General features: G+C 42.3%; 15 protein-coding genes, 1 tRNA gene, 1 pseudogene and 1 riboswitch. Of the genes and pseudogenes, 8 read left to right on the top strand and 9 right to left on the bottom strand.

What is annotated here, in order from left to right:
* Positions 1–109: 109 nt before the first annotated feature.
* The 4 genes from H6G83_RS25770 to H6G83_RS25785 all read right to left on the bottom strand — a co-directional run bounded on the left by H6G83_RS25770 (position 110) and on the right by H6G83_RS25785 (position 3744).
* Entirely contained in the window at positions 110–859 is a 750-nt protein-coding gene (locus tag H6G83_RS25770) for a DsbA family protein (RefSeq protein ID WP_190477296.1), read from the bottom strand.
* Positions 860–1306: 447 nt separating this feature from the next.
* Positions 1307–1657 carry a DUF1257 domain-containing protein gene (locus H6G83_RS25775; protein ID WP_015136553.1) on the bottom strand — a complete coding sequence of 117 codons (351 nt, stop codon included), beginning with the start codon at positions 1655–1657 and terminating at the stop codon, positions 1307–1309.
* 141 nt (positions 1658–1798) lie between these two features.
* On the bottom strand, positions 1799–3307 hold the full coding sequence (gene ycf46 / locus H6G83_RS25780; protein ID WP_190477298.1) for a stress-responsive protein Ycf46: 1509 nt from the start codon (positions 3305–3307) through the stop codon (positions 1799–1801).
* 89 nt (positions 3308–3396) lie between these two features.
* Positions 3397–3744 carry a hypothetical protein gene (locus H6G83_RS25785; protein WP_190477301.1) on the bottom strand — a complete coding sequence of 116 codons (348 nt, stop codon included), beginning with the start codon at positions 3742–3744 and terminating at the stop codon, positions 3397–3399.
* A gap of 193 nt (positions 3745–3937) precedes the next feature.
* On the opposite strand from H6G83_RS25785, the gene H6G83_RS25790 reads away from it, so the two are divergent.
* From H6G83_RS25790 to H6G83_RS25805, 4 genes are all read left to right on the top strand, one after another.
* Positions 3938–4555, top strand: coding sequence for a hypothetical protein (locus tag H6G83_RS25790; RefSeq protein WP_242044810.1), 618 nt, complete (start codon positions 3938–3940; stop codon positions 4553–4555).
* Positions 4556–4789: 234 nt separating this feature from the next.
* The gene (locus tag H6G83_RS25795) at positions 4790–5944 is read left to right on the top strand and encodes an NAD-dependent epimerase/dehydratase family protein (protein WP_190477414.1); all 1155 of its coding nucleotides are present in this window, start codon (positions 4790–4792) and stop codon (positions 5942–5944) included.
* Between the two features lie 240 nt (positions 5945–6184).
* On the top strand, positions 6185–7315 hold the full coding sequence (locus H6G83_RS25800; RefSeq protein ID WP_190477303.1) for a glycosyltransferase family 4 protein: 1131 nt from the start codon (positions 6185–6187) through the stop codon (positions 7313–7315).
* A 320-nt stretch (positions 7316–7635) separates the two neighbouring features.
* Positions 7636–10206: a GAF domain-containing protein gene (locus H6G83_RS25805; protein ID WP_190477305.1), complete on the top strand. Its 2571-nt coding sequence runs from the start codon at positions 7636–7638 to the stop codon at positions 10204–10206.
* Positions 10207–10258: 52 nt separating this feature from the next.
* On the opposite strand, the gene H6G83_RS25810 is transcribed toward H6G83_RS25805, so the two are convergent.
* The 3 genes and pseudogenes from H6G83_RS25810 to cobG form a co-directional block, all read right to left on the bottom strand.
* Positions 10259–10963, bottom strand: coding sequence for a precorrin-2 C(20)-methyltransferase (locus H6G83_RS25810; RefSeq protein ID WP_190477307.1), 705 nt, complete (start codon positions 10961–10963; stop codon positions 10259–10261).
* 1 nt (position 10964) lies between these two features.
* Positions 10965–11591 (bottom strand): precorrin-8X methylmutase, encoded by a 627-nt coding sequence (locus tag H6G83_RS35540; protein WP_242044811.1) that lies wholly within the window; start codon positions 11589–11591, stop codon positions 10965–10967.
* Positions 11592–11615: 24 nt separating this feature from the next.
* Positions 11616–13190: pseudogene (gene cobG, locus H6G83_RS25815) on the bottom strand (precorrin-3B synthase); the annotation flags it as partial.
* Positions 13177–13282, bottom strand: a riboswitch (adenosylcobalamin-variant (AdoCbl-variant) riboswitch). (Overlaps the previous pseudogene by 14 nt.)
* A 155-nt stretch (positions 13283–13437) precedes the next feature.
* Here cobG and H6G83_RS25820 point away from each other — a divergent pair.
* Together H6G83_RS25820 and H6G83_RS25825 are read left to right on the top strand one after the other, a co-directional pair.
* A tRNA-Met gene (locus tag H6G83_RS25820) sits at positions 13438–13511 on the top strand.
* A gap of 170 nt (positions 13512–13681) precedes the next feature.
* A complete protein-coding gene (locus H6G83_RS25825) occupies positions 13682–14062 on the top strand; it encodes a calcium-binding protein (protein WP_190477311.1) in 381 nt (126 codons plus the stop codon).
* Positions 14063–14203: 141 nt separating this feature from the next.
* On the opposite strand, the gene H6G83_RS25830 is transcribed toward H6G83_RS25825, so the two are convergent.
* Positions 14204–15502 carry a diguanylate cyclase domain-containing protein gene (locus tag H6G83_RS25830; RefSeq protein ID WP_190477416.1) on the bottom strand — a complete coding sequence of 433 codons (1299 nt, stop codon included), beginning with the start codon at positions 15500–15502 and terminating at the stop codon, positions 14204–14206.
* Positions 15503–16661: 1159 nt separating this feature from the next.
* Here H6G83_RS25830 and H6G83_RS25835 point away from each other — a divergent pair.
* Positions 16662–18455, top strand: a complete 1794-nt coding sequence (locus H6G83_RS25835) for a ShlB/FhaC/HecB family hemolysin secretion/activation protein (RefSeq protein ID WP_190477313.1) — start codon at positions 16662–16664, stop codon at positions 18453–18455.
* Positions 18456–19133: 678 nt separating this feature from the next.
* Positions 19134–21761: an EAL domain-containing protein gene (locus H6G83_RS25840; RefSeq protein WP_190477315.1), complete on the top strand. Its 2628-nt coding sequence runs from the start codon at positions 19134–19136 to the stop codon at positions 21759–21761.
* A gap of 209 nt (positions 21762–21970) precedes the next feature.
* Here H6G83_RS25840 and argS read toward each other — a convergent pair whose 3' ends face one another.
* On the bottom strand, positions 21971–23779 hold the full coding sequence (argS, locus tag H6G83_RS25845) for an arginine--tRNA ligase (protein ID WP_190477317.1): 1809 nt from the start codon (positions 23777–23779) through the stop codon (positions 21971–21973).
* Positions 23780–23818 lie beyond the last annotated feature (39 nt).

The following is a 23818-nucleotide window of genomic DNA, read 5'->3' on the forward strand; positions in this document are numbered from 1 at the left end:
CGGTACGCCGGAGGTTATCAAAAACGCCTGTGGAGAACTTGTAAGTCCTGAAGTAATTCCGGCAGAGATCGTTGAAGCAGGAATCACGCGACTTCAAGTCCTGTGAGGTTCAATAACTAGCCTCAGCCAATTTGCTTTCTACATCTGATAGTTGTATACCACCAGAGAAGGTTTTACTATTCATCACAAAGAAAGGTGTACCAGCAACACCCAATGTTTGAGCTAGTTGGATATCTTGAGTAATTGCGGCATCCGCAAGAGGGCGATCGCTGTTAAACTTTTCTAAATCGAGGTCGAGTTTTTTGGCAATATCTAAATACAAAGCTTCACCAAGTTGCTTTTGATTGCTAAACAAAGCATCATGATATTCCCAGAACTTACCTTGCTGATTTGCCGCCCAAGCCGCCCTTGCTGCTGGCAAAGCTTGCTCATGAATGGATATCAAAGGTAAATGCTTGTAAACTAGCTTTACTTCACCCGGATGCTTTGCTAGAATTCCTTTCAAAGTTTTATGCGCCTCAGCACAATAGGGACATTGAAAATCAGAAAATTCTACTAATACAGCCTTTGACTCAGCCGCACTCGTAGTAGGAGAATCACCAATCACAGCTTGAGTGTTTGTTTTTAATTCTTGTAAAAATTCTTCCCTTGCTTGGTTTACTTTTTGTTGCTGTTGCTGCTGATAGGCTTGAACAGATTCGATAATTACTTCCGGGTGTTCGCGCAGAATCTGTATAACTTGTTGTTCTAGTTGAGAACTAGCGCGGCTAGCTGCTTGTGCAGGAAAAGACCAACTGAAAACTAAGCATAGTAAGCTGAATATCACCCAATTACGTAGACGCTGAAATAACTGACCCATAGGAACATATAAGAGTAAACAACATCTCCCTAGTATTCCCTGGAATTTGTGAAATTGACAGACTTGTTGCAAAAATCCAAAATCCCTGGTATTTAAGAATTACATTTTATATTTTTTATATACTTAGGTACTTCCAGATAAAAAATATCCAAAATTTAGGGTGCGTTAGTAGAAGAAACCCCAGCCATACCAAGAAAATACTCATACTAACGCACCCTACTGGCGTGGCAAGCCTAAACTTGTGCATTAGCGAAAAATCTATCATCTTGTTCATCTGCGTTCATCTGCGTTCATCTGCGTTCAAATTTATCCAAACCTATTGCCACATTTTAGCCTTGCCAGTCCACTACTAACTAAATTATTGGGTGTATTTAACAACATAAAAAAGCGGGCTAACCGCTATGACTTGGTTAACCCGTGCAGCTTTGGGAACGCGCAGAGAAATTGTTATTGCAATACTAATTTCACGTTGGCGTTTTGCAGACCGCGCTGTTTTACTTCAGCCAAGGTTTTGTTAACAGCGTATTTTTGGTTGATGGAGTTGATTAACTCGGTTTGGTTGTGCTTTTTAGCAACGCCCCACAGGTCAGCGATGAGGTCGAAGGAACCATCGCTATTGCGAGACCAACCTAAATCGTATTCGCCTTCCAAAACTGCAACGATGTCTGAACGAACGCGCTGACCATTGTAACCACGAACATCAGCTTCAGTTTTTACTGAGATGCCCAGGTCGCGCAAAGAAGCTTTGAGGATTTCGGCATCGGTGATTTTGGTGCGAAGAGTGCTAAAGTGAGACATTTGGGTTTCCTCCAGTGAGAAGATTGAGAAAAAGGACAACGTTTGTTTTCAGGGAAGCCGCGCATATTTGGGAACGGCTTTTTTCTCGTAACTGCTAGCTTTGGGGGCTAGCCTTTCCCCTTGGGTAGCAAGGGAAAGCTTTTAGAACTCCATACGCTGGTATTCAGCAACGGAGGCTGCGGCGGGTCTTGCCCTCTGTCTAGCCCAGTCTCTGAGGGCTGTTACCTGTTCTTGCATCGTGCGAGACAGTGGCAATGTAGCTTTGAGCGCAGCAATAATATCTAGTTGGGTGAACTCGCGGTCTTGGGCAAATGCTTCGTACATTGCCGCAACCAGTGCTTGTTCAATTTCTGCCCCGGAAAATCCGTCAGACATCTTGGCGAGTTGCTCCAAATCAAACCTAGATATCTCTTCCCGACGTTTATTCAGGTGGATCTTGAATATATCACTCCTTTCTTCGGGTGTGGGCAGATCCACAAAGAAAATTTCATCAAAACGACCCTTCCTCAAAAATTCTCCAGGTAAGCGTTCTACGCGGTTGGCTGTCGCCATGACAAAAACTGGAGATTTTTTCTCCTGCATCCATGTGAGGAAAGACCCAAATATTCTGCTGGATGTGCCACCATCGGAGTCACCAGACCCAGCGCTACCAGCAAAAGATTTATCTAATTCGTCAATGAACAGAATCGCAGGTGAGATAGATTCTGCTGTTTTGAGGGCGTTACGCAGATTAGCTTCACTTCGCCCTACCATTGAGCCGTCGTAAACTCGCCCCATATCCAAACGCAACAGGGGTAAACCCCACAGGCGGGATGTTGTTTTGGCGATTAATGACTTACCACAACCAGGAACACCTAAAATTAACATCCCTTTTGGTTGGGGTAGACCATATTCTCTAGCTCTTTCGGTAAACGCATTCGAGCGTTGTTTGAGCCATTTCTTTAATTCTTCTAAGCCACCTACAGCGTCTATGGTTTCATCTTCTTCGATGTATTCTAGGATGCCATTACGCCGGATGAGTTGCTTTTTCTCAGATAGAACTATATCTACTTCTTCTTCTGTCAAACGCCCTGTAGTGACCTGGGCTTTGCGATATACTTTCTCAGCTTCATCTTTAGTTAAGCCTAAAGCTGCTCTGAGCAGTTTTTCCCGCGCTTCTGTGGTTAAGCGTCTACCACGATTTTGGTCTAGGTGTTGAGTTAAAACTTTGTTTAACTCAGACATATCTGGTAATTGGAAATCTAAGACGACTACTTCTTTTTCCAGTTCTATTGGTACTTGCTGCATCGGTGACATCAAAATGATGTTCTTTTGCGTACCTTTGAAGCTGGCGATCGCATCTCTTAATGACCTTGTAGTCGCAGCAGCATCAATAAATGGATGTAAATCTTTAAAAATAAATATACCAGGTTCTTTTTGCCGCATCACCCAATCAATCGCCGCCTCCGGTGAAACGGTATTATGTGGGTTAGCACGGGGTTGACCATACTCCACGATGCCATGAGTTACTGTCCAAACATACACTCGGCGTTGGGGCCTTAACACTTGGGCGATTGTGGAAATTGCCTGCTCTGCCCGCTCTTCCTCGGAGGTCACAAGGTAGATTAGTGGGTATTGAGCTTGGATGAGAATATTGAGCTCTTCTTTCATAAATCGACCTGCTTGAGACCCTAGTACAGTAAAGACATCGTTTTGTTTGTGACAACAACCGAATTATGATTTCCTTATCTAATTCGTACCTAGCAAGGAACCAATTCTTCCTCACCCTTGGGATGGGTTTCCGCTTCAGCCATTTCATCAATAGGAAGATGATCTTGACCGACTAATCCTGGTTGGTTTCCTAAACCAATCAATTCCCCATCACGCAACACCAATGAACTTTCACAAGTGGGACATGAATAGACTCGATGAGTTCTTCCGTAAGCTGAAGCCTCTAACTCCTCAACTAATTCTGAGTTAGTTAAGTAAAAATCAAGGGCGCGTTCAGCTAGGTCTGACATATGTTCGGATTCAATCGCTGAACGAATCTTCAGCTTCTTGTGCAGTTCTGGCGATAGATATAACGTAACCTTTTGCTTAGTTTGCATATAACTTTTCAATGGTCTTACCCGGGTATGTATATTACGTTATCGATTGCCCGCTTGGTTGTCAAGACAGTAAGACGCTTTGACAGCTATTTTGTAATACTTCTTTACAATATAGACGAGTTTGTTAGAAAATAATCTTATTGCTATATGTTATTTAAGAAACTAACGCTAAATGAATTATGCCTGAAATCAAATGGCTGATAAATTGGCTCAGATGATTTACTTTTATGAGTTATCAGTGGCAAAACTTAATAAATTACTAAATTTTTTTTTAGTAAACTTACATAAATTATTAGTATTTATTTACACTTTGTTGCAAAAAACTCTTAGAGTAACGTTAAATGGCAAAGCATATTGTCTTTTTGCTTTGTGCTTAACGCTGTGGGGTTGTAGTACAACCTTGGATATCACTAGTATTGGCTGGAAAACTTACAGTAATTCACGCTATGGCTTTGAGTTTCCCTATCCCAGCAACTGGAACTCATTAACTGCGCCTACAAATGATGATGGCATTGCCTTTGTCTCACCCCGAAATAGCAATGTAGAAATTCGCGGATGGGCAAGTAATCAGTTATCACCATCAATGACTGAAGATAGTGAGACATCGGCTAGCTATAACTTTCAAACTACGCAAGGTTTAAGGGGATTGCTGTTAGTGGAAACGGGAAACACCATGAGTTCGATGAAACTTAAATTAAATCAGAATCAGATAGACTACCACTGGCAAGGAAAAAGCCCAAGTCAAGAATTTTCCAACTACTATCCACTGTTCTATTACATTGCCCAACAGTATCGGGTGGGGAGGAGGTGAGGAACTTAATCAGTTATCAGTTATCAGTTATCAGTTAATTTTTGGGAAAAACACCACAGCAATTGATTCTAGCTTAAGTGGCTCTTCTGGTCTTAACCTCCCACTATACGCTTGATAACTGTTCACTGATAACTGTTCACTGATAACTGACAACTGACACATCCACCAGAATGATGAGTGAGCGGGTACAGAAAACTGGTAGATTTAGCTAACAACGAGTATCAACTGGTGAAAATGAAAGTCCTAGTTATTGGTGGTGATGGGTATTGCGGTTGGGCAACCGCACTATATCTTTCCAGTCGTGGTTATGAAGTTGGAATATTAGATAGTTTGGTGCGTCGGCACTGGGATAATGAACTGGGTATCGAAACTCTGACTCCCATCGCACCAATTCAGCAACGTCTCCAGCGCTGGCAGGATTTAACAGGTAAATCTATTGACCTGTTTGTTGGCGATATTACCAACTATGAATTTCTCCAGAAAGCGTTGCATAAATTTGAGCCGAATGCCATTGTCCATTTTGGTGAACAGCGTTCAGCACCATTTTCGATGATTGACCGTGAACACGCAGTTCTTACCCAGGTGAATAACGTTGTGGGTACGTTGAACTTGCTGTATGCCATGAAGGAAGATTTCCCTGACTGTCACCTAGTAAAATTGGGAACAATGGGGGAATACGGCACACCCAATATTGATATCGAAGAAGGCTATATCACAATTGAACATAATGGGCGTAAGGATACTCTACCTTACCCCAAACAGCCCGGCTCAATGTATCATTTGAGTAAAGTTCATGATAGCCATAACATCCATTTTGCTTGCAGAATTTGGGGGTTACGGGCGACAGACTTGAACCAAGGTGTGGTTTACGGCGTTCTCACCGAAGAAACGGGGATGGACGAACTGTTAATCAACCGCCTGGATTATGATGGTGTGTTTGGTACGGCGTTGAATCGTTTTTGTATTCAAGCGGCTATTGGTCATCCCTTGACTGTTTATGGTAAAGGTGGACAAACAAGGGGTTTCTTGGATATTCGGGATACGGTGCGGTGTGTGGAATTAGCGATCGCCAACCCAGCCCAAGCTGGCGAATTCCGCGTATTCAACCAATTTACCGAACTATTTAGCGTTGGCGACTTGGCATTAATGGTAAAAAAAGCCGGGAATGCTTTAGGGTTGAATGTAGAAATCAACAACCTAGCTAATCCCAGAGTTGAGAAAGAAGAACATTACTTCAACGCTAAAAACACCAAATTGCTTGATTTAGGTCTACAGCCTCACTATCTATCTGATTCTCTGCTGGATTCTTTGCTAAACTTTGCTGTTAAGTATCAAACACGAGTTGATCAAAAGCAAATTTTACCCAAAGTCTCTTGGCATAGAAATTAGTAGGTGTAAGGGTGTAAGGGTGTAAGGGTATAAGGGTATAGGGGTAGAGTTTATCTTTAATTCTGACACCAATGCGATCAGAAACTGCACCCTGTAAATTGTGTAGAGACGTTGCAAGCAACGTCTCTACAGCCTTTTTTAAAACACCAATTGATTACACTACGGGAGAAGGTTTACTCTGTTGTAGATCCCAAAATTCAACAGCAGTTGGGATTATCTGCTTGGATTGAATGATTTTGTATGAGAATTGCCCTATTCACCGAAACTTTTTTACCTAAAGTTGACGGCATTGTGACACGCCTGCGCCACACCGTTGACCATTTACAACGTTTGGGAAATCAAGTGTTAGTGGTTGCCCCTGATGGGGGAATTACGGAACATAAAGGAGCGAAAGTTTACGGGGTTAGTGGCTTTCCCTTGCCTCTGTATCCAGAGTTAAAAATGGCACTTCCTCGCCCAGCCATTGGTTCCGCCCTGGAAGAATTTCGACCAGATATTATTCATGTTGTCAATCCGGCAGTTTTGGGTTTATCAGGTATTTTTTATAGTAAAGTCCAGAAAATTCCTTTAGTTGCTTCTTATCATACCCATTTGCCACAGTATCTCCAGCATTACGGCTTGGGGATGCTAGAGGGGTTGTTGTGGGAACTGTTAAAAGCTGGGCATAACCAAGCTGCTTTGAATCTTTGTACTTCGACGGCGATGATGGAGGAACTATCAGCGCATGGTATTGAACGGGTGGATTTATGGCAGAGGGGAGTTGATACAGAATTATTCCAGCCTGATTTAGCTAGTGTAGAGATGCGATCGCATCTCTCGCAAAATCATCCAGAAAGCCCTCTATTATTGTACGTGGGTCGTCTTTCCGCCGAAAAAGAAATTGAGCGCATTAAACCCATTTTAGAAGCAATTCCCCAAGCGCGATTAGCACTGGTAGGAGACGGGCCTCACCGCCAAGCATTAGAAAAACACTTTGCTCTCACAAATACCAACTTTGTCGGCTATCTGATGGGGGCTGAATTAGGTGCGGCTTTTGCTAGTGCTGATGCTTTTATCTTTCCCTCGCGTACAGAAACATTGGGTTTAGTATTGTTAGAAGCAATGGCGGCTGGCTGTCCTGTAGTAGCTGCTCGTTCTGGTGGTATTCCTGATATTGTCACAGATGGGGTAAATGGCTATCTATTTGACCCGAAAGCCGACATTCAAGATGCGATTAATGCAACTATTCGCCTTTTGGAAAACCAACAAGAACGTGATACAATTCGGCAAAATGCCCGTAAGGAAGCAGAAAGATGGGGATGGGCTGCTGCTACACGTCAGTTACAGGATTATTATCAAAAGGTGATATTTGGGGAAAAGAAGAGGGGTTAGGGACTGGGGACTGGGGACTGGGGAGATGAGGGAGTAACCCACCCCTAACCCCTCCCAGGAGGGGAACAGGGCAGGGTGGTTTCATACAATCAGAGAAAAAAGATTATTGTGTTTCAAAGCCTCTCCCCCCGTGGGGGAGAGGTTTGGAGAGGGGGCAAAATCTCTGCTACAACACCAGAAATCAGAACTTATAAATTTTTCTTTTTTTGTATGAAACACCCTGCCTCCCAGGAGGGGAACAGGGAGATGAGGGAGAAACCCACCCCTAACCCCTCCCAGGAGGGGAACAGCAGAGAAGAATAAATAATGACCAATAACAAATGACTCTTCCTAATGCTGGTAGCGTTTTGGCTTCATTAACAGAACTGACTCAAGTTAATCGGACTCACTCTTTGTTGCGTCGGGTCAAAGACCTTTCTGTTAACGAATTTGTTTGCTTACTAGACTTTATTACTGCTGAATTTCAACAGTTTCTTAGAGCAATTGAACTCATTAATAATGAGGCTCTAGAGAATATGTTGGAAAAAGTATTAGAAGCAATTACACTCAAAATTGGTCAAATCCTCCAAGCAGAATATACTGCTATTTTTTTGGTAGATTATGATAAAGGTCAGTTGTGGTCAAAAGTTCCGCAGGATAATGGGCAGAAGTTTCTAGAAATTCGCACGCCTATTACTGTAGGAATTCCTGGTCATGTTGCTAGCACTGGTCAATGTCTGAATATTTCGGAAACTGCTACTCATCCTCTATTTAGCCCAGAGTTAGAAAAACAAATGGGCTATAAAATTTATAATATTTTATGTATGCCTGTTGTTAGTAGCAAAAATCAGGTTGTGGCGGTAGTACAACTGGCAAATAAAACTGGAAATATTCCATTTAATCAAGATGATGAGGAGTGTTTTCGGGACTTTGTTGCTTCTATTGGCATTATATTAGAAACCTGTCAATCTTTTTATGTGGCAGCGCGTAACCAACGGGGAGCGACTGCGCTTTTACGTGCTACACAAACACTAGGACAAAGTTTAGATTTAGAAGCTACTTTGCAAATAGTGATGGAACAAGCACGTATTTTAATGCAGGCAGACCGCAGTACATTGTTCCTTTATCGTAAAGAGATGGGGGAACTGTGGACTAAGGTAGCAGCAGCAGACATATCGAATTTAATGGAAATTCGGATGCCTGCTAACCGTGGTATTGTTGGCTATGTGGCTTCTACAGGTGAAGCGTTGAATATTCCTGATGCCTATAAAGACCCGCGTTTTGACCCATCAACAGATAGAAAAACAGGTTATTTAACTCGCAATATTTTGTGTTTGCCTGTGTTTAATTCTGCAAATGAATTAATAGGTGTAACTCAGTTAATTAATAAGCAACAAGGAAGTTTTACGGCTTCTGATGAAGAGTTTATGCGGGCTTTTAATATTCAGGCAGGAATTGCTTTAGAAAATGCTCGTTTATTTGAAAATGTATTGTTAGAAAAACAATATCAAAAAGACATTTTGCAAAGCCTGTCAGATGCTGTAATTTCTACAGATATGGCGGGAAGAATTGTCACTATTAATGATGCGGCGTTGGAATTATTGGGTTGTCCTTTGGGAGATGCGAATAATAAGAGTAATAAGCTGCTGTGGGAACAAAATTTAATTGGTCGTCTAGTTTGGGAGATTGTACCAATTGATAATTTGCAGATACGTTTAGAAGATAGTTTGAAAAGTGGTGCTAGACATTATGTACCAGAGCAAAGTTTGACGGTAGGGCTTTATCAACTACCACAATCTGAAGGTCGGGTTGTACATGAAACTCTAGATTACTCTATTTTGACGGTGCGCGATCGCTCCAACCCAGATATTTTTCTCCCTTGGAATTTACCACAAACTCCTCAGTCTAAGTTTATCACCCCGGAGGAGGTACAAATCTTAGAACGCAGTCTGAATCTTACCATCAACCCTCTGACTAACCCAGAAGGCGGCGTGCGCGGTGGTTTGGTGGTTTTGGAAGATATCAGCCAAGAAAAACGCCTGAAAACTACTATGTACCGCTACCTAACACCTCATGTAGCTGAACAAGTTATGGCTTTGGGGGAAGATGCGTTGATGGTGGGTGAACGCAAGGATGTGACGGTTTTATTTTCCGATATCCGAGGCTACACTACACTTACAGAAAATTTAGGTGCGGCTGAGGTTGTATCACTGTTAAATCAGTATTTTGAAACAATGGTTGAGGCTGTTTTTAACTATGAAGGTACTTTAGATAAATTCATTGGTGATGCTTTAATGGCTGTGTTTGGTGCGCCGCTAACATTGACGGAAAATCATGCTTGGCAAGCGTTACAGTCAGCTTTAGATATGCGTCAACGTTTGCAGGAGTTTAATCAAAGGCGTATCATTCAGGCACAACCACAAATTAAGATTGGTATTGGCATTAGTTCTGGGGAAGTGGTTTCTGGTAATATTGGTTCTCACAAACGCATGGATTACACTGTGATCGGGGATGCTGTCAATTTAAGTTCGCGTTTGGAAACTGTGACAAAAGAATACGGCTGTGACATTATTATTAGCGAATCGACTTATCGACTGTGCTGCGATCGCATTTGGGTACGTCAGTTAGATAGAATCAAGGTTAAGGGTAAAAACCAAGCTGTGAATATCTACGAGTTAATTAGCGATCGCACTAGTCCCTTGAATGCTAAGACTCAAGAGTTTCTCTTTCACTATCATACAGGCAGGACTGCTTATTTATCTGGCAATTTTACACAGGCGATCGCCACTTTTGAGTTGGCTAAACATATTCGACCTACAGACCAAGCTGTCAATATTCATTTAGAACGCGCTTATAATTATCAACAAACACCTCCGCCAGAGAATTGGGATGGAGTTTGGGCCATGAAGTAGGTATGAGGAAATGAACGCCGATAAATTGTGATGTTCATTCAATGTGGTCAAGTTACAACCGATTTTTACTAGGTATAACAATCATCGCAAAATAAGGTACTTCCGCCGGATTAACTTCATCTAATGGCACAATCCTTTGCTGCGCCATTGTTGCCCGCTCGATATATAATGCCCGTGATGCTAATCCTAATTGATGTAAGATATCGCGCACTTTAGTAAAGTGGCGACCTAGTTTCATAATGGCGGCTGCATCGGTTGTTAATAACTGGGTGGTGAGTTCTTCGGCGGGGAGGGGTGCGGGTAGGACTGTGAGAATATCGTTGTAGTAGGTGAAGGGTACGCCCAAGGACACGGGACAAGCCATTAGGGAAGATACGCCTGGGACGACTTCTGTTTGGTACTGTTCAGATAGGCGTGTAAATACATACATGAAGGAACCGTAGAAAAAAGGGTCGCCTTCACACAAGACTACTACATCCCGCCCGGCTGCGAGATGCTGGGCAATTGGTTCTACTTCCTTGTCGTAAATTTCCTTGGCTTTTTCTGGTTCCAAGGCGCGGGGGAGGTGAAAGGGGACTTCGATTTGTGTGCCTGTAAAATAACAAGAGGCGATCGCTCGCGCTATACTCTCTTTATCTGTGGCTGATTGATAGGCAATTACAGGTACAGACTGAATTAGCCGCAATGCTTTGATAGTCAATAGTTCCGGGTCTCCTGGCCCCACACCAACCCCGTAGAGACGACCTTTAGCTGACATATTATTCTTCCTCCGTTGCCAGGGCGTTAACTGCGGCGGCGGCGATCGCACTTCCACCCCGCCGACCGTGTAAAGTCATAAATGGTACATTCCGGCTATCTGCTGCCAATACTGCTTTTGATTCTGCAGCCCCCACAAACCCCACAGGAAAGCCTAAAATTACCGCAGGTTTGGGGCATCCCGCATCTAACATTTCCAACAGCCGAAACAGGGCCGTAGGTGCGTTACCAATGGCGACCACTGCCCCTCTTATGTGGGGTTTCCACAATTCCAAAGCCGCCGCCGACCGCGTATTCCCCAACTTCTGCGCTAGTTCTGGCACTTGGGGTTCATTCAAAGTACAGATAACTTCGTTGTTGGCAGGTAAACGCCGCCTTGTCACCCCATCGGCTACCATGCGACAATCACATAAAATTGGTGCGCCTGCTGCTAATGCTGCCCTTCCTGCCTGCGCCGCCGTTGTAGAATATCCTAAATCTGTGACAATATCCGTCATCCCACAAGCATGGATGAGGCGGACAGCAACTTTAGCGATATCTGGCGGTAGGATATCTAGGTTTGCTTCCGACCGGATAATAGCAAAGGAGTGGCGGTAGATTTCATTAGCATTGCGGATATAATCAGACATGGGATTTGGGCGAGATAATAACTGTTTTAATTGGGTATATCCATATCGATGAGCGAATTTCCCCAAGCATTCGTCAGGATTTAGTTGTTGGCTTTTATACAACTTCAATATTCTTTCTATGAGTGTAGGCAATTCAGCCACAGCCACATCTTGGTAGAGTTGATGACCGAATTTATCCTTGCTGTCACCGCCACCCACGAAAACTTGATACCTTTCCCCAGTCCCATAATTAACACCAAGTAAGGTAATATCACCCTTGTTGTGCTGGGCGCAGGATTTCTCACAGCCGCTAAAGTGGATATTTACTGGCTGTTCTAAGGTGACAAGAGATTGTAAATAATCTGCTAACGCCAGCGCATGACCTTTAGTATCGGTAGCCGCCGCCGCACAACCTTGATTTCCTGAACAAGCTACCAAGCCACTTTGAATATTTGCGGGTGAGAAATCTAATCCTAACCCAAGAATTTGATTCTGAACATCAGTAAGTTGTGCTTGGGCAATGTCTGTTAACAGCAAATTCTGCCAAGGTGTTAACCTGATTCCACTGCCATATTTGCTAGATAATTGCGCTAACCCTCTTAACTGTTTGGTGTCTAGGCGACCAAGGGGTAAGACAATACCAATGTAGTATAAGCCTTGTTGCCGTTGGGGATGGATGCCGATGTGGTGATAGTTGGTTGACCTCTCCCCCAACCCCTCTCCTACAAGGAGAGGGGAGTAATGATTTTCTTTCTCCCCCTTCCTTGGTAGTGAGTAATGATTTTCTTTCTCCCCCTTCCCTTGTAGGGAAGGGGGTAGGGGGGTTAGGTTCTTTCTCTCCAGTGCAAAAGGTAAGCGTTTTTCAGCTTCTTGAAGATAACTGTTTAAACCTATGCTATTTATCACCTCTCGCAGCCGGGGCTGGCGTTGACTGCTAATATCACTATGAGCTAAATAAACATCCGCTAAGGCTGCTAAGACTGGTAAACATGCGGTTGGGGATAATAAAATTCCGGTGTCAACGGGTGGGGTTCCCTTTGCGCCCATACTCAGACAGAGGCGGAAGTAAACGCTACCATCTACTAAAATGGCAATAAAGGTGATATCGTTGGGGCGATCGCTTACCGATAATCCACCACCATCAAAACACACGCTAAATTTTGCCGATAGTCCCGCTAAGGCAGAATGTTCGTTAATGTAATTGTCCCAGGTTTTCACGAAGGGGCGGGTATCAATTAATTCATGTTTGTCAATCCCCGCCGTGGGGCTGGTCATAATGTTACGGATTTGGTCTACGCCTGTATTGCTAGCACCTAAGCCCAAATCTTGCAATTGTTTCAGGACTGGAGAATCTATATTTCCTCGGATTTCCCGGATTTGAATGTTAGCACGATTTGTCACATCAATATAACCGCCGCCGTACTGGTCAGCTATATCTGCGATCGCCTGACATTGTTTACTATCAATCATGCCACCTGGGATTCTGATCCGAGATAAAATTCCATCTTGGGCAGGTGTGGCATAAAATAAGCCTGGACAAGGTGTAAAAGCCGACAACAAGACGAGAACTCCTTCCCCGTGCGACGCAGGGAGTAGATTGTATACTCTTGGAATTGGCATTCTGACTCGGAAAGTCAAAGGAATAGTTCTTTGCCTTTACATTACAGTTGCGGCACAGCCCCGGAATCTCACCGGAGTTTCCCAATACCAAGCCTTTGTAATTTAGCATGAGTAGCTAGTCATAATCTTGACTGCTTCATAAACCTTGAGCGCACCAGGATGATTGAACTGACCAAGAAAATCACTTGTCCACAGGACTAGACAAAAAGAAATTTATCAGCTATATTAAGAAATATGTGAAAAACAAGGCTCAGTAGCTCAGTTGGTTAGAGCACGGGACTCATAAGCCTGGGGTCGTCTGTTCAAGTCAGACCTGAGCCACTAAAAAAATTCAACTACAATAAGGGTTTCAGTTTCCACTGTAGAGAAAGTTTGGGTAGACTTGAGATACAGTGGGCGAAACCTGCAAATAAGACATATTGGTGGCTTATCGACAGATATGGCTCAAAAGGCTACCATATCAAACTGTATATTGACCAAGACTGTATGTTATGGCTAGTGTTGAACGCGACGAAACTAGAGAGCATCGGATTGAAACAGAAATTATTGTCGATGCTGAAGATAAAGAAGATAGAGCGATGGGGTGGTACTACTACCTTGATGATATGATAGATTTTCCTTTTATGGCTAAGTGGAAGAAGAAATCACGCAAAACTTCAACCATTGAAGAAAAGCCTGTGGAAGTATTGGGTATGGCTGCAGAGGATGATTGTTTGAGAGATATGTATGTGGATGTTGCTTATATCGGCGGAAAGGAAGATGATATACATACTGCCAAGCTTTCGGATATAGAGCCAATTGATGTGGATGAGGACACCCAAGAAGCGATCGCCGATTGGTTATATTGGTTAGGCAGAGGATACAAGTTTTAAGATATCACTCTTAACTTTTAACAGGAGACATGAGCAAGTCCACCTAAGCGGAAAGCGCGTAAATTCAAGAGTTGGAAACCCGCGTAGGCGGGTTTTGTCCTTGTAGCTGCGACTTCAGTCGCTTGTGGGAAGATATGAATACTAGTTATTCTCTGCCCTATTAAATACGCCATAACGTGCTTTCCCTTTTTGTTTAGCAAGATACATAGCCTGATCTGCATTTCTTAATAAGCCTTCTGGTTCATCATAACTATCGCTATTTAATGCAATACCAATGCAGGCTGTAGTCAATATTTGTTGTCCGTTCAGGGTTAGGGGTAATCCTAAAGTGTCCTGAATGCGTTTAGCGACGTTGATAGCGTCGTTAACATCGCGAATGTCTTCTAACAAGACGGCAAATTCATCACCACCAAACCGCCCTACAGTATCTCCACTGCGTACACATGATTCTAACCTGTGAGCGATCGCTACTAAAAAATCATCGCCCATACCATGTCCAAAGCGATCGTTAATTTCCTGAAAACCATCTAAATCCAAAAATAACACTGCAAAACGATATTCACTGCGGCGTTTGCTACGTTCAATTGCTAGTTTGAGACGATCTAAAAATAAAACTTGATTGGGTAAGCCTGTCAACCCATCATAAAAAGCATTGTGGAGTAATTGCACTTCCCCTTGCTTACGTCGAGTCACGTCTTGAAAAACTAGCACAGCGCCTGTAATATTCCCGACATGATCACGAATAGGTGCAATATTATCTCCTATAGGTATTTCTCTACCATCCCTAGAAATTAGCGTACAATTCTCTGGTAAACTGACAATCTCACCAGTCTGTATTACTTGTGTAGCTAAATTACTCACTACTTCGTCCATATCCTGGTCAACCAGATTGACAACTTCTGCTAAATCTTTACCAAAAGCTTCTTGCTGCATCCAACCAGTCAGCCTTTCCGCCATCGGGTTCATCATACGAATATGACCAGTTGTAAAGGTAACAACCACTGCACAGCCCATGCTGTTAATAATTGCTGACATTTTTTCTTTTTCTTCCTGTTCTTTTTTATTAAATTGATACTGACTAAAAGCCATTTCTACAGCCAAATGTAAGTCTTGTTCTGAAAACGGCTTCAAAAGATAGCTACATAATTCATGTTTTCGATTCTTAGGTAAATTTAAATAATCTGAATAATCAGTTAGATATAAAACGTGTATATGGAAATCATTCTGAATAATATTGGCAAGATGCCAATCATGATTTTTCTGAGATAAGGGAATATCAAATAATACTAAATTTGGGTGGATGTCGGCTACCTTTTTAATTGCTGATTCACTAGAATTTGTAATATCCAAGACATTATAACCTAATGATTCTAAAGTATTTTTAATATTTAACCCTTGGGCTGTTTCATCCTCAACAACTAGGATTTTGGGGGACACCATGATAAATTTACCCATGTGCTAAGGTTCAGATTAAGTCGATGCTATCAACTTAATCTGAAAGTTATTAACTCTATGATAGTCAATCTCTACAATATCGGTATGGTAGCTCGATTGAGATACTTATTCATAATAAATATACTCACAGCAACCCTGAGTATATTTTTGTTTAAGTTAACAAGTAATTAAATACCAATATAATTATTAATTTAAATATTAATAGGAAAAAAGCATTATATTTTGTATTTGATATGTCCAAAAATAGAATTAATCAGCACATTAATATGTATAGAAAATACCTATGCGGCAATCAGTTAAATGTTATATTTAGATAGTATAAAAACTTTGCGTCTTTGTGCTTAGGTGAGTGGGCTGAGAAAAACAGAAATGAATAATCTCACAAATGTTGAGAAAAATCCGGGTAATGGATAGTCTTAGAGGCTATTTATAAAGCGCTGTAGAGATGTTGCACGCAACGTCTCTACATTGTTTATTCGGCGCAACTTCATGGAGAATTGGTATTACGGCTATGTCAGGATTTGAGCGTTGGCGAAATGAGGAATTAGCCGTAACGCACCAGCAAATACGGTGCGTTAAAGCAGCGCTTAACGCAACCGAAAATTTCAGGTTTACTTTATAAATCATCTCCTTAGAGGGTGGTTTCATAGGAAAAAAGAAAAATTTATCGTAAATAAAAGGGTTTAAGACCCCTACGTCTATACGTAGTATCAGTTTCAGTCGGGGTTTAAATCCCCGACTGTTCGCGTAGCGTGCCGTAGGCAAAATGTCTTTAATGCGCGAATTTTGAATGCGCGAATTTTGAATTGTTAACAGTCTTGATTTTTCGTTTTGTAGCAGAGATTTTGACCCCTCTCCAAACCTCTCACGCCAGTTTGCTCAAGTCGGGAAACCCGCCCACGCAACTGGCTCCCCCACGGGGGGGAGAGGCTTTGAAACACAATAATCTTTTTTCTCTGATTGTATGAAACCACCCTGCTAAAACTACATTTCCCCAGTCGCCCAGAAATTATAGTTAGTATTGCTTTGAGTAGATGAACTTTTAGTGCTGAGTGTGTGATTACCGGAGAATATGAAGTAATATTCACTTCTGAAGCCGTAGCCGTACAATCTTCTTATTGATGGCAAATAACACAATAGTAGCATGATTTATCGCCGCCCAAAGCTTGCAGTTTCTTGGTTATCTTGGAGTATCTTTCTTTTACTCAACAGTATGGGTGTTCCAGCAGTGAATGCTCAAGCTGTTGAGCAGACGCAACAATCCAATCCTAACCCCAGTTTGCCGGAAAGACTGCCCCAGCCTCAAGATATCCAACCATCTGTACCTACTCCTTTACCTTCTACTCAACCACCACAGCAACTACCACCACCATCTGAGTTACTCGAACCTCCTTCACCGGATATTAACCCACAGCAGCCAGTACCGACAGATACACCCCAAACTATTACTGTGGAAAGGTTTGAGGTAGTCGGTAGTACGGTGTTCAGTCAGGAAGAGTTAGCTAAGGTGACGGCTGAGTTTACTAAAAGACCGATCACTCTAGCAGAACTGTTTCAGGCTCGATCTAGAATTACCGAACTATATATTAGTAAGGGTTACATTACTTCTGGTGCTTATATTCCACCGCAAACTATTCAATCTGGTGTGATTAAAATTCAGGTGGTGGAAGGTAAGTTAGAAGATATTCAAATTACTGGGAATCAGCGACTTAATCCTAATTATGTGCGTAGTCGCTTGGCGATCGCTACTCAACCACCCCTCAACCGCGAGAAGTTGCTAGAAGCACTACAATTACTGCAACTCAATCCTTTAATTGAAAATCTCTCCGCCGAATTATCAGCAGGTTCTCGTCCAGGTACAAGCATACTACAAGTAGAAATCGCCGAAGCAAAAACCCGCAATGTTCAATTGGCGCTAGATAATGGGCGATCGCCTGGAGTGGGCAGTTTTCGTCGCCGGATTCAAGTTAGTGAGGCAAACTTGCTAGGTTTGGGTGATAGCATCAGTGCAGGTTACAGCAATACTGAGGGCAGCAACAGTTTTGATATCAGCTACACTTTACCAGTTAATGCCCGTAACGGCTCTATCAGTTTTAACTTTGGCACTTCTTCTAGCCGTGTCATAGAGAAACCTTTTGATGATTTTGGTATTGAGTCTTCTTCTCGTTACTACGAAATTAGCTATCGTCAACCATTAATTCAATCTCCTACCCAAGAATTAGTCATTGGTTTGACAGCTTCTCGCCGAGAGAGTGAAATATCTTCCTCACTCTTTGAACAGCTTGATGTCCCTCTCAATGTACTTTCCCCTGGTGCGGATGAAAACGGGCGGACAAGGATATCTGCATTACGATTCTTTCAAGAATGGACTAGCCGTAACAGTCGAGAAGTTTTCGCATTGCGATCGCAGTTTAATCTCGGTATAGGTGCATTTAATGCTACTGTTAATGCTGAAGATCCCGATAGCCGCTTTTTTTCTTGGCAAGGACAAGCCCAATGGGCGCGTCTTTTAGCAAAAGACACCTTATTAATTATGAAAGTAAATACACAGCTAGCATCCACAAAGCTTTTATCTTTGGAACAATTTGGTTTGGGTGGTCTAGATAGCGTCAGAGGCTATCGACAAGATTATCTGTTAACAGATAATGGTGTTTTTGCTTCAGCCCAGGTGCAAATACCGATTCTGCGCTTACCTCAAACGAGTGGACTATTGCAAGTCGTTCCCTTTGTCGATTGGGGAGTAGCCTGGAATACTCAGAGAGAAAATCCCGACCCTAACGCCCTTGCAGCCGTTGGTCTGGGTTTGCGCTGGTCAAGTGGCGATCGCTTTACGGCTCAACTTGACTGGGGCATTCCTCTTGTATCCGTTGATTCACAGGCTAAAACATGGCAAGAAAATGGCATATATTTTTCTCTAATTTATAATTATCCTTTTTAAGGTTAGTTTGATTTAATCTCATCCCTACCATATGTACTCTTACTTGTTACCAGTGAAATCAAAATATTTTAGTAATAGAAACTACTGATTTTTATATTTAATCGGGTATTTTTACTTAAAACAGACAGCAAATAACAGTTAATTTTAGTTAATCGCCAGCAATACTTAACAAAAATATCCGCATATATATCATGTGTAATATCAAGCGATTAAATTTATTCTATATGATAAAGAAAATATTAAAATAAAAATATAAGGCATAAAGCCTTTCTCCACTTGGGGAAAGCCATGAATAAGTAGGAACAAGCAAATAAACTAAACTAAAACAGTTTTAGTCAAGAAGCTAAAAACTTCTTCTCCTCCGGGTGCGCCACTTTGCCATTTCGGCTTTTGTCTTCTCTACGAGAGGCTACGCATTGGGGTTAGCCTCTCGTAGAGAAGATGAAAAGTGGACACACCTCCTACCTTGCCCCCTTGAGGGTTGGGGGGTTTGCCTCCTGCCTTAACCAATGACAATTACTCATGTCCAGCTACTTAGTGGTTATTCTCAATCTATGGAACTCGCATTATTTAGACAAGCATCGTTCTGAATTCGCAAGAACGGCTTTCATAAATGATGAAATATCAACAGTCTATTTCAAATAAATATTCAAATAGATAAGGATTTGAGAAATAATAATGCCAGGCAATGAGTGGGAAAAAATCCGCCACATTCTAGTTGTCCAAGACTTGCAAGGACAGCGCACAATACCATTGCAAGAGGCTACTTATTCTATTGGACGGCATAGCAGTAATGCTATTGTTCTTCATGGTCGGTCAGTATCAAGGCAACACGCTATTCTATTGCGGGTAACTGTTCCAGGCACTGACCAATGTAGCTTTCGGATAATTGATGGCAACTTCAAAGGACAAGGAAGCACGAATGGCTTACTTGTGAATGGCACTAGATGTTATTCCCGTAATCTCCAGCATGGAGATGTGATTATCTTTGGTAGCAATCAAGCTCAGGCTAAATATTACTCTGTTTCCCACATTTCCGAACAAGCTTTTTTTGCATCTGCTGAAGTTGAAGATTTGTCAGGATATTTATCTGACAAATCCCAACCTGCTAATCCTTTGCAAACTATAGTACTCGATACTGATTTTGAAGGTGCTAGTGAGACTGCCCTAGCGCGTTTAGCATCGTTTCCAGAATTGATTCCCAACCCTATCATTGAAACCGATTTGGAGGGAAAAGTCACCTATCTTAATCCCGCCGCAGCCATAAAGTTTCCCGATTTGCGGAAGCTTGGGCGACAGCATCCGATTTTAAAAGAAATTCTCAATGTCACGGGAAATACTCAGATTAACCCTTTTGTCCGGGAAGTGACAGTTGGTCAAGCAGTTTTTGAGCAATCAGTGCATCATTTACCAGAAAGTGATTTAATTAGAACTTATATTATTAGAGATATTACGGAGCAAAAAAAAGCAGAAATCGAACTGCGCCAGCGCGATCGCTTGTTGCAAGCAGTAGCCGAAGCTACTAATTGCTTGGTAGTAGAAATGAATTATGAAACCGCTATTTCCAAGGCTCTAGCTGTGGTGGGTGAAGCAGCGAGGGCTGATCGGGCTTATCTATTTAAAAATCACGCTTACAACAGTACAGGGGCGGCTGTAAGCTTACAATTTGAATGGTATCGTCCTCATCTGGCTGCTGTTCGCCCACACTGGCAGAATCAACTTTATGAGTCTGTGGCATTATCACGTTGGTATAATATTTTATTCAATGGACAGTCAATTAATGAATTGACGCGAGAATTGCCTGAAGCCGAACGCGAACTGCTCAAGCGAGACAGTGTGCAATCGCTGTTGTTAGTACCCTTACGTTTAGAAGGTCAATTTTGGGGGTTCCTGGGTTTAGCAGATTGCACACAGGAGCGTTATTGGTCAAAGCATGAAGAATCGACGCTGTTGACAATGGCGGCTAGTATCAGTGGTGCTTGGCAACGCCGACAAGTAGAAGAAAAAATTCGCTACCAAGCACTGCATGATTTACTGACGGGATTACCTAATCGCTTACTATTTAACGAGTTACTGGCTAAAGCGATCGCTAATGCGTTGCGTCGGCAAGAGAGTTTAGCAGTAATGTTTCTTGACTTGGATCGATTTAAGGTGATTAATGATACCCTTGGTCATACATTAGGCGATCGCTTATTACAACTGGTGGCGCGAAGATTGCGAGGTTGTCTGCGAAGCGGCGATACTGTTTCGCGTTGGGGAGGTGATGAATTTACCATCCTGCTACCGCGCATTAAATATCTAGAAGAAGTCACCCAAGCAGCTTGTAGGATTCTAAAAACCTTAGAAGAGGTTTTCTATTTGGATGGGCATGAATTTTATGTCAGTGCGAGTTTAGGCATTTCCCTGTTAGATGAACATAGTCCTGATGCAGAAGCTCTGATTAAACACGCCGATGCCGCCTTGTATCATGCCAAAGATGGAGGCAGAAATAATTATAAATACTATACTACCAGCTTAAGCGGCAAAACTCCCGAACTACTGAATTTAGAAAAGAGTTTGCGTCATGCGCTAGAAAAGCAAGAGTTAACAGTGTATTATCAGCCCCGCGTCAATATCCTTACCGGACAAATTACGGGGATGGAAGCACTGTTACGCTGGCAACATCCAGAGATGGGGGTAGTATCACCCAGTGTATTTATTCCCATTGCGGAGGAAACTGGATTAATCATCTCCATTGGTGAATGGGTATTAAGAACAGCTTGTATGCAGAATCGAGCTTGGCAACAAGCGGGACTACCTGCGTTGAAAATGGCTGTGAATCTTTCTCCCAAACAGTTCCGCCAACCTAATTTATTGGAAGTTGTCTCCCAAATTTTAGCCGAGACAGGATTAGCGCCAGAGTTTTTAGAGTTAGAAATTACAGAAACAACGGCGATCGAGGATCTTCAGTTTACCAGGACTGTGTTAGAAAAATTGCAGCAGATGGGGATTGATATTGCTATTGATGACTTTGGTACTGGTCATTCTTCCCTCTCACGATTACAACTTTTACCACTCCACAATCTAAAAATTGATGGGTCTTTCATCAAATCATTGACTACGGATGTGAAAGTAGCACATATTGTCAAGGCAATAGTAACTTTGGGCAGGAGTTTAGGTTTAAGACTGACTGCGGAAGGGGTGGAAAAACCAGAAGAATTTGATTTTTTAAAATCTATTAACTGTGAGGATGTCCAAGGTTATTTGTTCTACAAACCTCTTTCGGCTGAGAAAGCTACAGAAATCCTGCAAGAAGATAGGGGATAGGGGACAGGGGATAGGGGACAGGGGACAGGGGACAGCCGTAGTGGACTGTCTAGACTAAATTTGTGCATTAGCAAACTCTTGCGGGATGGGCATCTTGCCCGTCCAGTGCAGGCAAGATGCCTACACCACAAGAAAATTTTTTGCAACATTTTAGCCTAGACACGCCACTACAGTTTTATATTACCCTTTGTTGAAGCGATCGCCCAAAATTACATCCTCTCTAACACCTCAATACCCAAAAACCACAGTCCCTGCTTCAAAGTTCTTGCTGTCAAGTCACATAAAACTAAGCGGGAAGTCCGCAGTGGTTCCTCTGCATTTAATACAGGAACTCCTTTGTTGCGATCGTAAAAAACATTGAATTTCTTACTTAACTCGTAGAGATATTCACATAAACGGTTTGGAAGTAAATCTTCCTCTACAGTGCTAATAATTTCACCTAGTTGCAGTAAGTGTTTAGCTAAGGCAAATTCCGTTTCATGCTGCAATATGACTTTGGCATTATCTCCCAACTGAGTAAAGTCAATTCCACCCTTGCGGCTAATACCTTGAATCCGGGCATAAGCATACAACATATAGGGGGCAGTATTGCCTTTTAAATCCAGCATTTTATCGTAACTAAAAATATAGTTACTGGTGCGGTTTTGGCTTAAGTCAGCATATTTGACTGCACTAATACCAACTACCTGGGCAACTTTATCGATAAATTCTGCTGTTTCTTCCCGTTGTTCTTCTTTCAATCTAACTTCTAAATCTGCACGAGCGCGAGCAACTGCTTCATCTAATAAATCCCGTAATCTGACAGTATCACCAGCACGGGTTTTAAATTTCTTCCCATCTTCCCCTAACACCAAACCAAAGGGAACGTGAACCAGTTCCACACCATCTGGAATCCAACGAGCTTTATGTGCTACTTTAAAAATTTGGTCAAAATGGTTAGCTTGTCCCGCATCGGTGACATAAATGATGCGTTTGGCTTCATCTTTTTGAATCCGATAACGAAGTGCGGCTAAATCTGTTGTGGCGTAGTTATAACCACCATCAGATTTCTGTACAATTAGGGGTAAAGGTTCGCCTTCTCTATTTTTGAAACCATCTAAGAAAACACATTTTGCCCCTTCATTTTCTACCAGTAAACCAGATTTTTCTAAATCTTCTACTACTTGTGGTAGTGAAGAGTTGTAGTAAGATTCTCCACGTTCAATTAATGATTGGATATCCAATAAATCATAAATTTTCTTAAACTCTTGTCGAGAAGCTTCACAAAGAACAGCCCATGCGTGTCGTGCGTGGATATCTCCAGACTGTAGTTCTACTACTGCTTTACGGGATCTTTCTCGGAAATCGGCATCATTGTCAAATTTCTTTTTAGCCTCTCTATAGAACTCAACCAAGTCTCCTATATTTACAGAGTCAGGATTAAGTAAATATTGCCCTAGAGGACTTTCAAAATAATCAGTATTTGACAGAGTGGGATAAACTTCACGAAGATGAGTAATTAACATTCCGAATTGCGTACCCCAATCACCTACATGATTTAAACGCAAGACATCATGTCCGCGAAATTCTAAAATCCGGGCGATGGAATCACCGATAATAGTAGAACGCAAATGTCCGACGTGCATTTCCTTTGCAATATTCGGACTGGAAAAATCAACGATTTCCCGTTGTGGGTGTTTGGCTGTGGGGACTCCTAAGCCGGAGTCTGCGTGAATAGCGTTAAGTTGTGCTTCTAGGTAGGCTGTTTTCAGCTTCAGGTTAATAAAACCGGGGCCTGCAATTTCGGGAGTTTCGCAGATTTGGGAGACATCCAGTTTCTCAACAATAGCAGAAGCGATCGCTCTTGGTTGCTGTCCCAACTTTTTACTCAACGACAAAGCCACGTTGGCTTGATAGTCACCAAACTTAGGATTGCTAGCAGGAACTAAAATTGGATCTACTTTGGCGTACTCATCGCCAAAAGCAGCCACTAAAGCCTGCTCAAGTTTTACTCTTAGTTGTTCTTGTGTAGCGTTCATATATAGATATTATCTGTCACAGGCGAAACGTAGCTGTTG

Origin of the sequence: Anabaena azotica FACHB-119 (assembly GCF_014697625.1) — a bacterium.
In the GTDB taxonomy this organism is placed as follows: Bacteria; Cyanobacteriota; Cyanobacteriia; order Cyanobacteriales; family Nostocaceae; genus Trichormus; species Trichormus azoticus_A.

Coding starts and splice junctions, on each gene's coding strand:
- H6G83_RS25810 (WP_190477307.1), bottom strand. CDS start 10,963: ATGTCAGCTAAAGGTCGTCTCTACGGGGTTGGTGTGGGGCCAGGAGAC.
- H6G83_RS25785 (WP_190477301.1), bottom strand. CDS start 3,744: ATGCAAACTAAGCAAAAGGTTACGTTATATCTATCGCCAGAACTGCAC.
- H6G83_RS25795 (WP_190477414.1), top strand. CDS start 4,790: ATGAAAGTCCTAGTTATTGGTGGTGATGGGTATTGCGGTTGGGCAACC.
- argS (WP_190477317.1), bottom strand. CDS start 23,779: ATGAACGCTACACAAGAACAACTAAGAGTAAAACTTGAGCAGGCTTTA.
- H6G83_RS25770 (WP_190477296.1), bottom strand. CDS start 859: ATGGGTCAGTTATTTCAGCGTCTACGTAATTGGGTGATATTCAGCTTA.
- H6G83_RS25790 (WP_242044810.1), top strand. CDS start 3,938: ATGGCTGATAAATTGGCTCAGATGATTTACTTTTATGAGTTATCAGTG.
- ycf46 (WP_190477298.1), bottom strand. CDS start 3,307: ATGAAAGAAGAGCTCAATATTCTCATCCAAGCTCAATACCCACTAATC.
- H6G83_RS25805 (WP_190477305.1), top strand. CDS start 7,636: ATGACTCTTCCTAATGCTGGTAGCGTTTTGGCTTCATTAACAGAACTG.
- H6G83_RS25835 (WP_190477313.1), top strand. CDS start 16,662: ATGATTTATCGCCGCCCAAAGCTTGCAGTTTCTTGGTTATCTTGGAGT.
- H6G83_RS25800 (WP_190477303.1), top strand. CDS start 6,185: ATGAGAATTGCCCTATTCACCGAAACTTTTTTACCTAAAGTTGACGGC.
- H6G83_RS25775 (WP_015136553.1), bottom strand. CDS start 1,657: ATGTCTCACTTTAGCACTCTTCGCACCAAAATCACCGATGCCGAAATC.
- H6G83_RS35540 (WP_242044811.1), bottom strand. CDS start 11,591: ATGTCTGATTATATCCGCAATGCTAATGAAATCTACCGCCACTCCTTT.
- H6G83_RS25840 (WP_190477315.1), top strand. CDS start 19,134: ATGCCAGGCAATGAGTGGGAAAAAATCCGCCACATTCTAGTTGTCCAA.
- H6G83_RS25825 (WP_190477311.1), top strand. CDS start 13,682: ATGGCTAGTGTTGAACGCGACGAAACTAGAGAGCATCGGATTGAAACA.
- H6G83_RS25830 (WP_190477416.1), bottom strand. CDS start 15,502: ATGGTGTCCCCCAAAATCCTAGTTGTTGAGGATGAAACAGCCCAAGGG.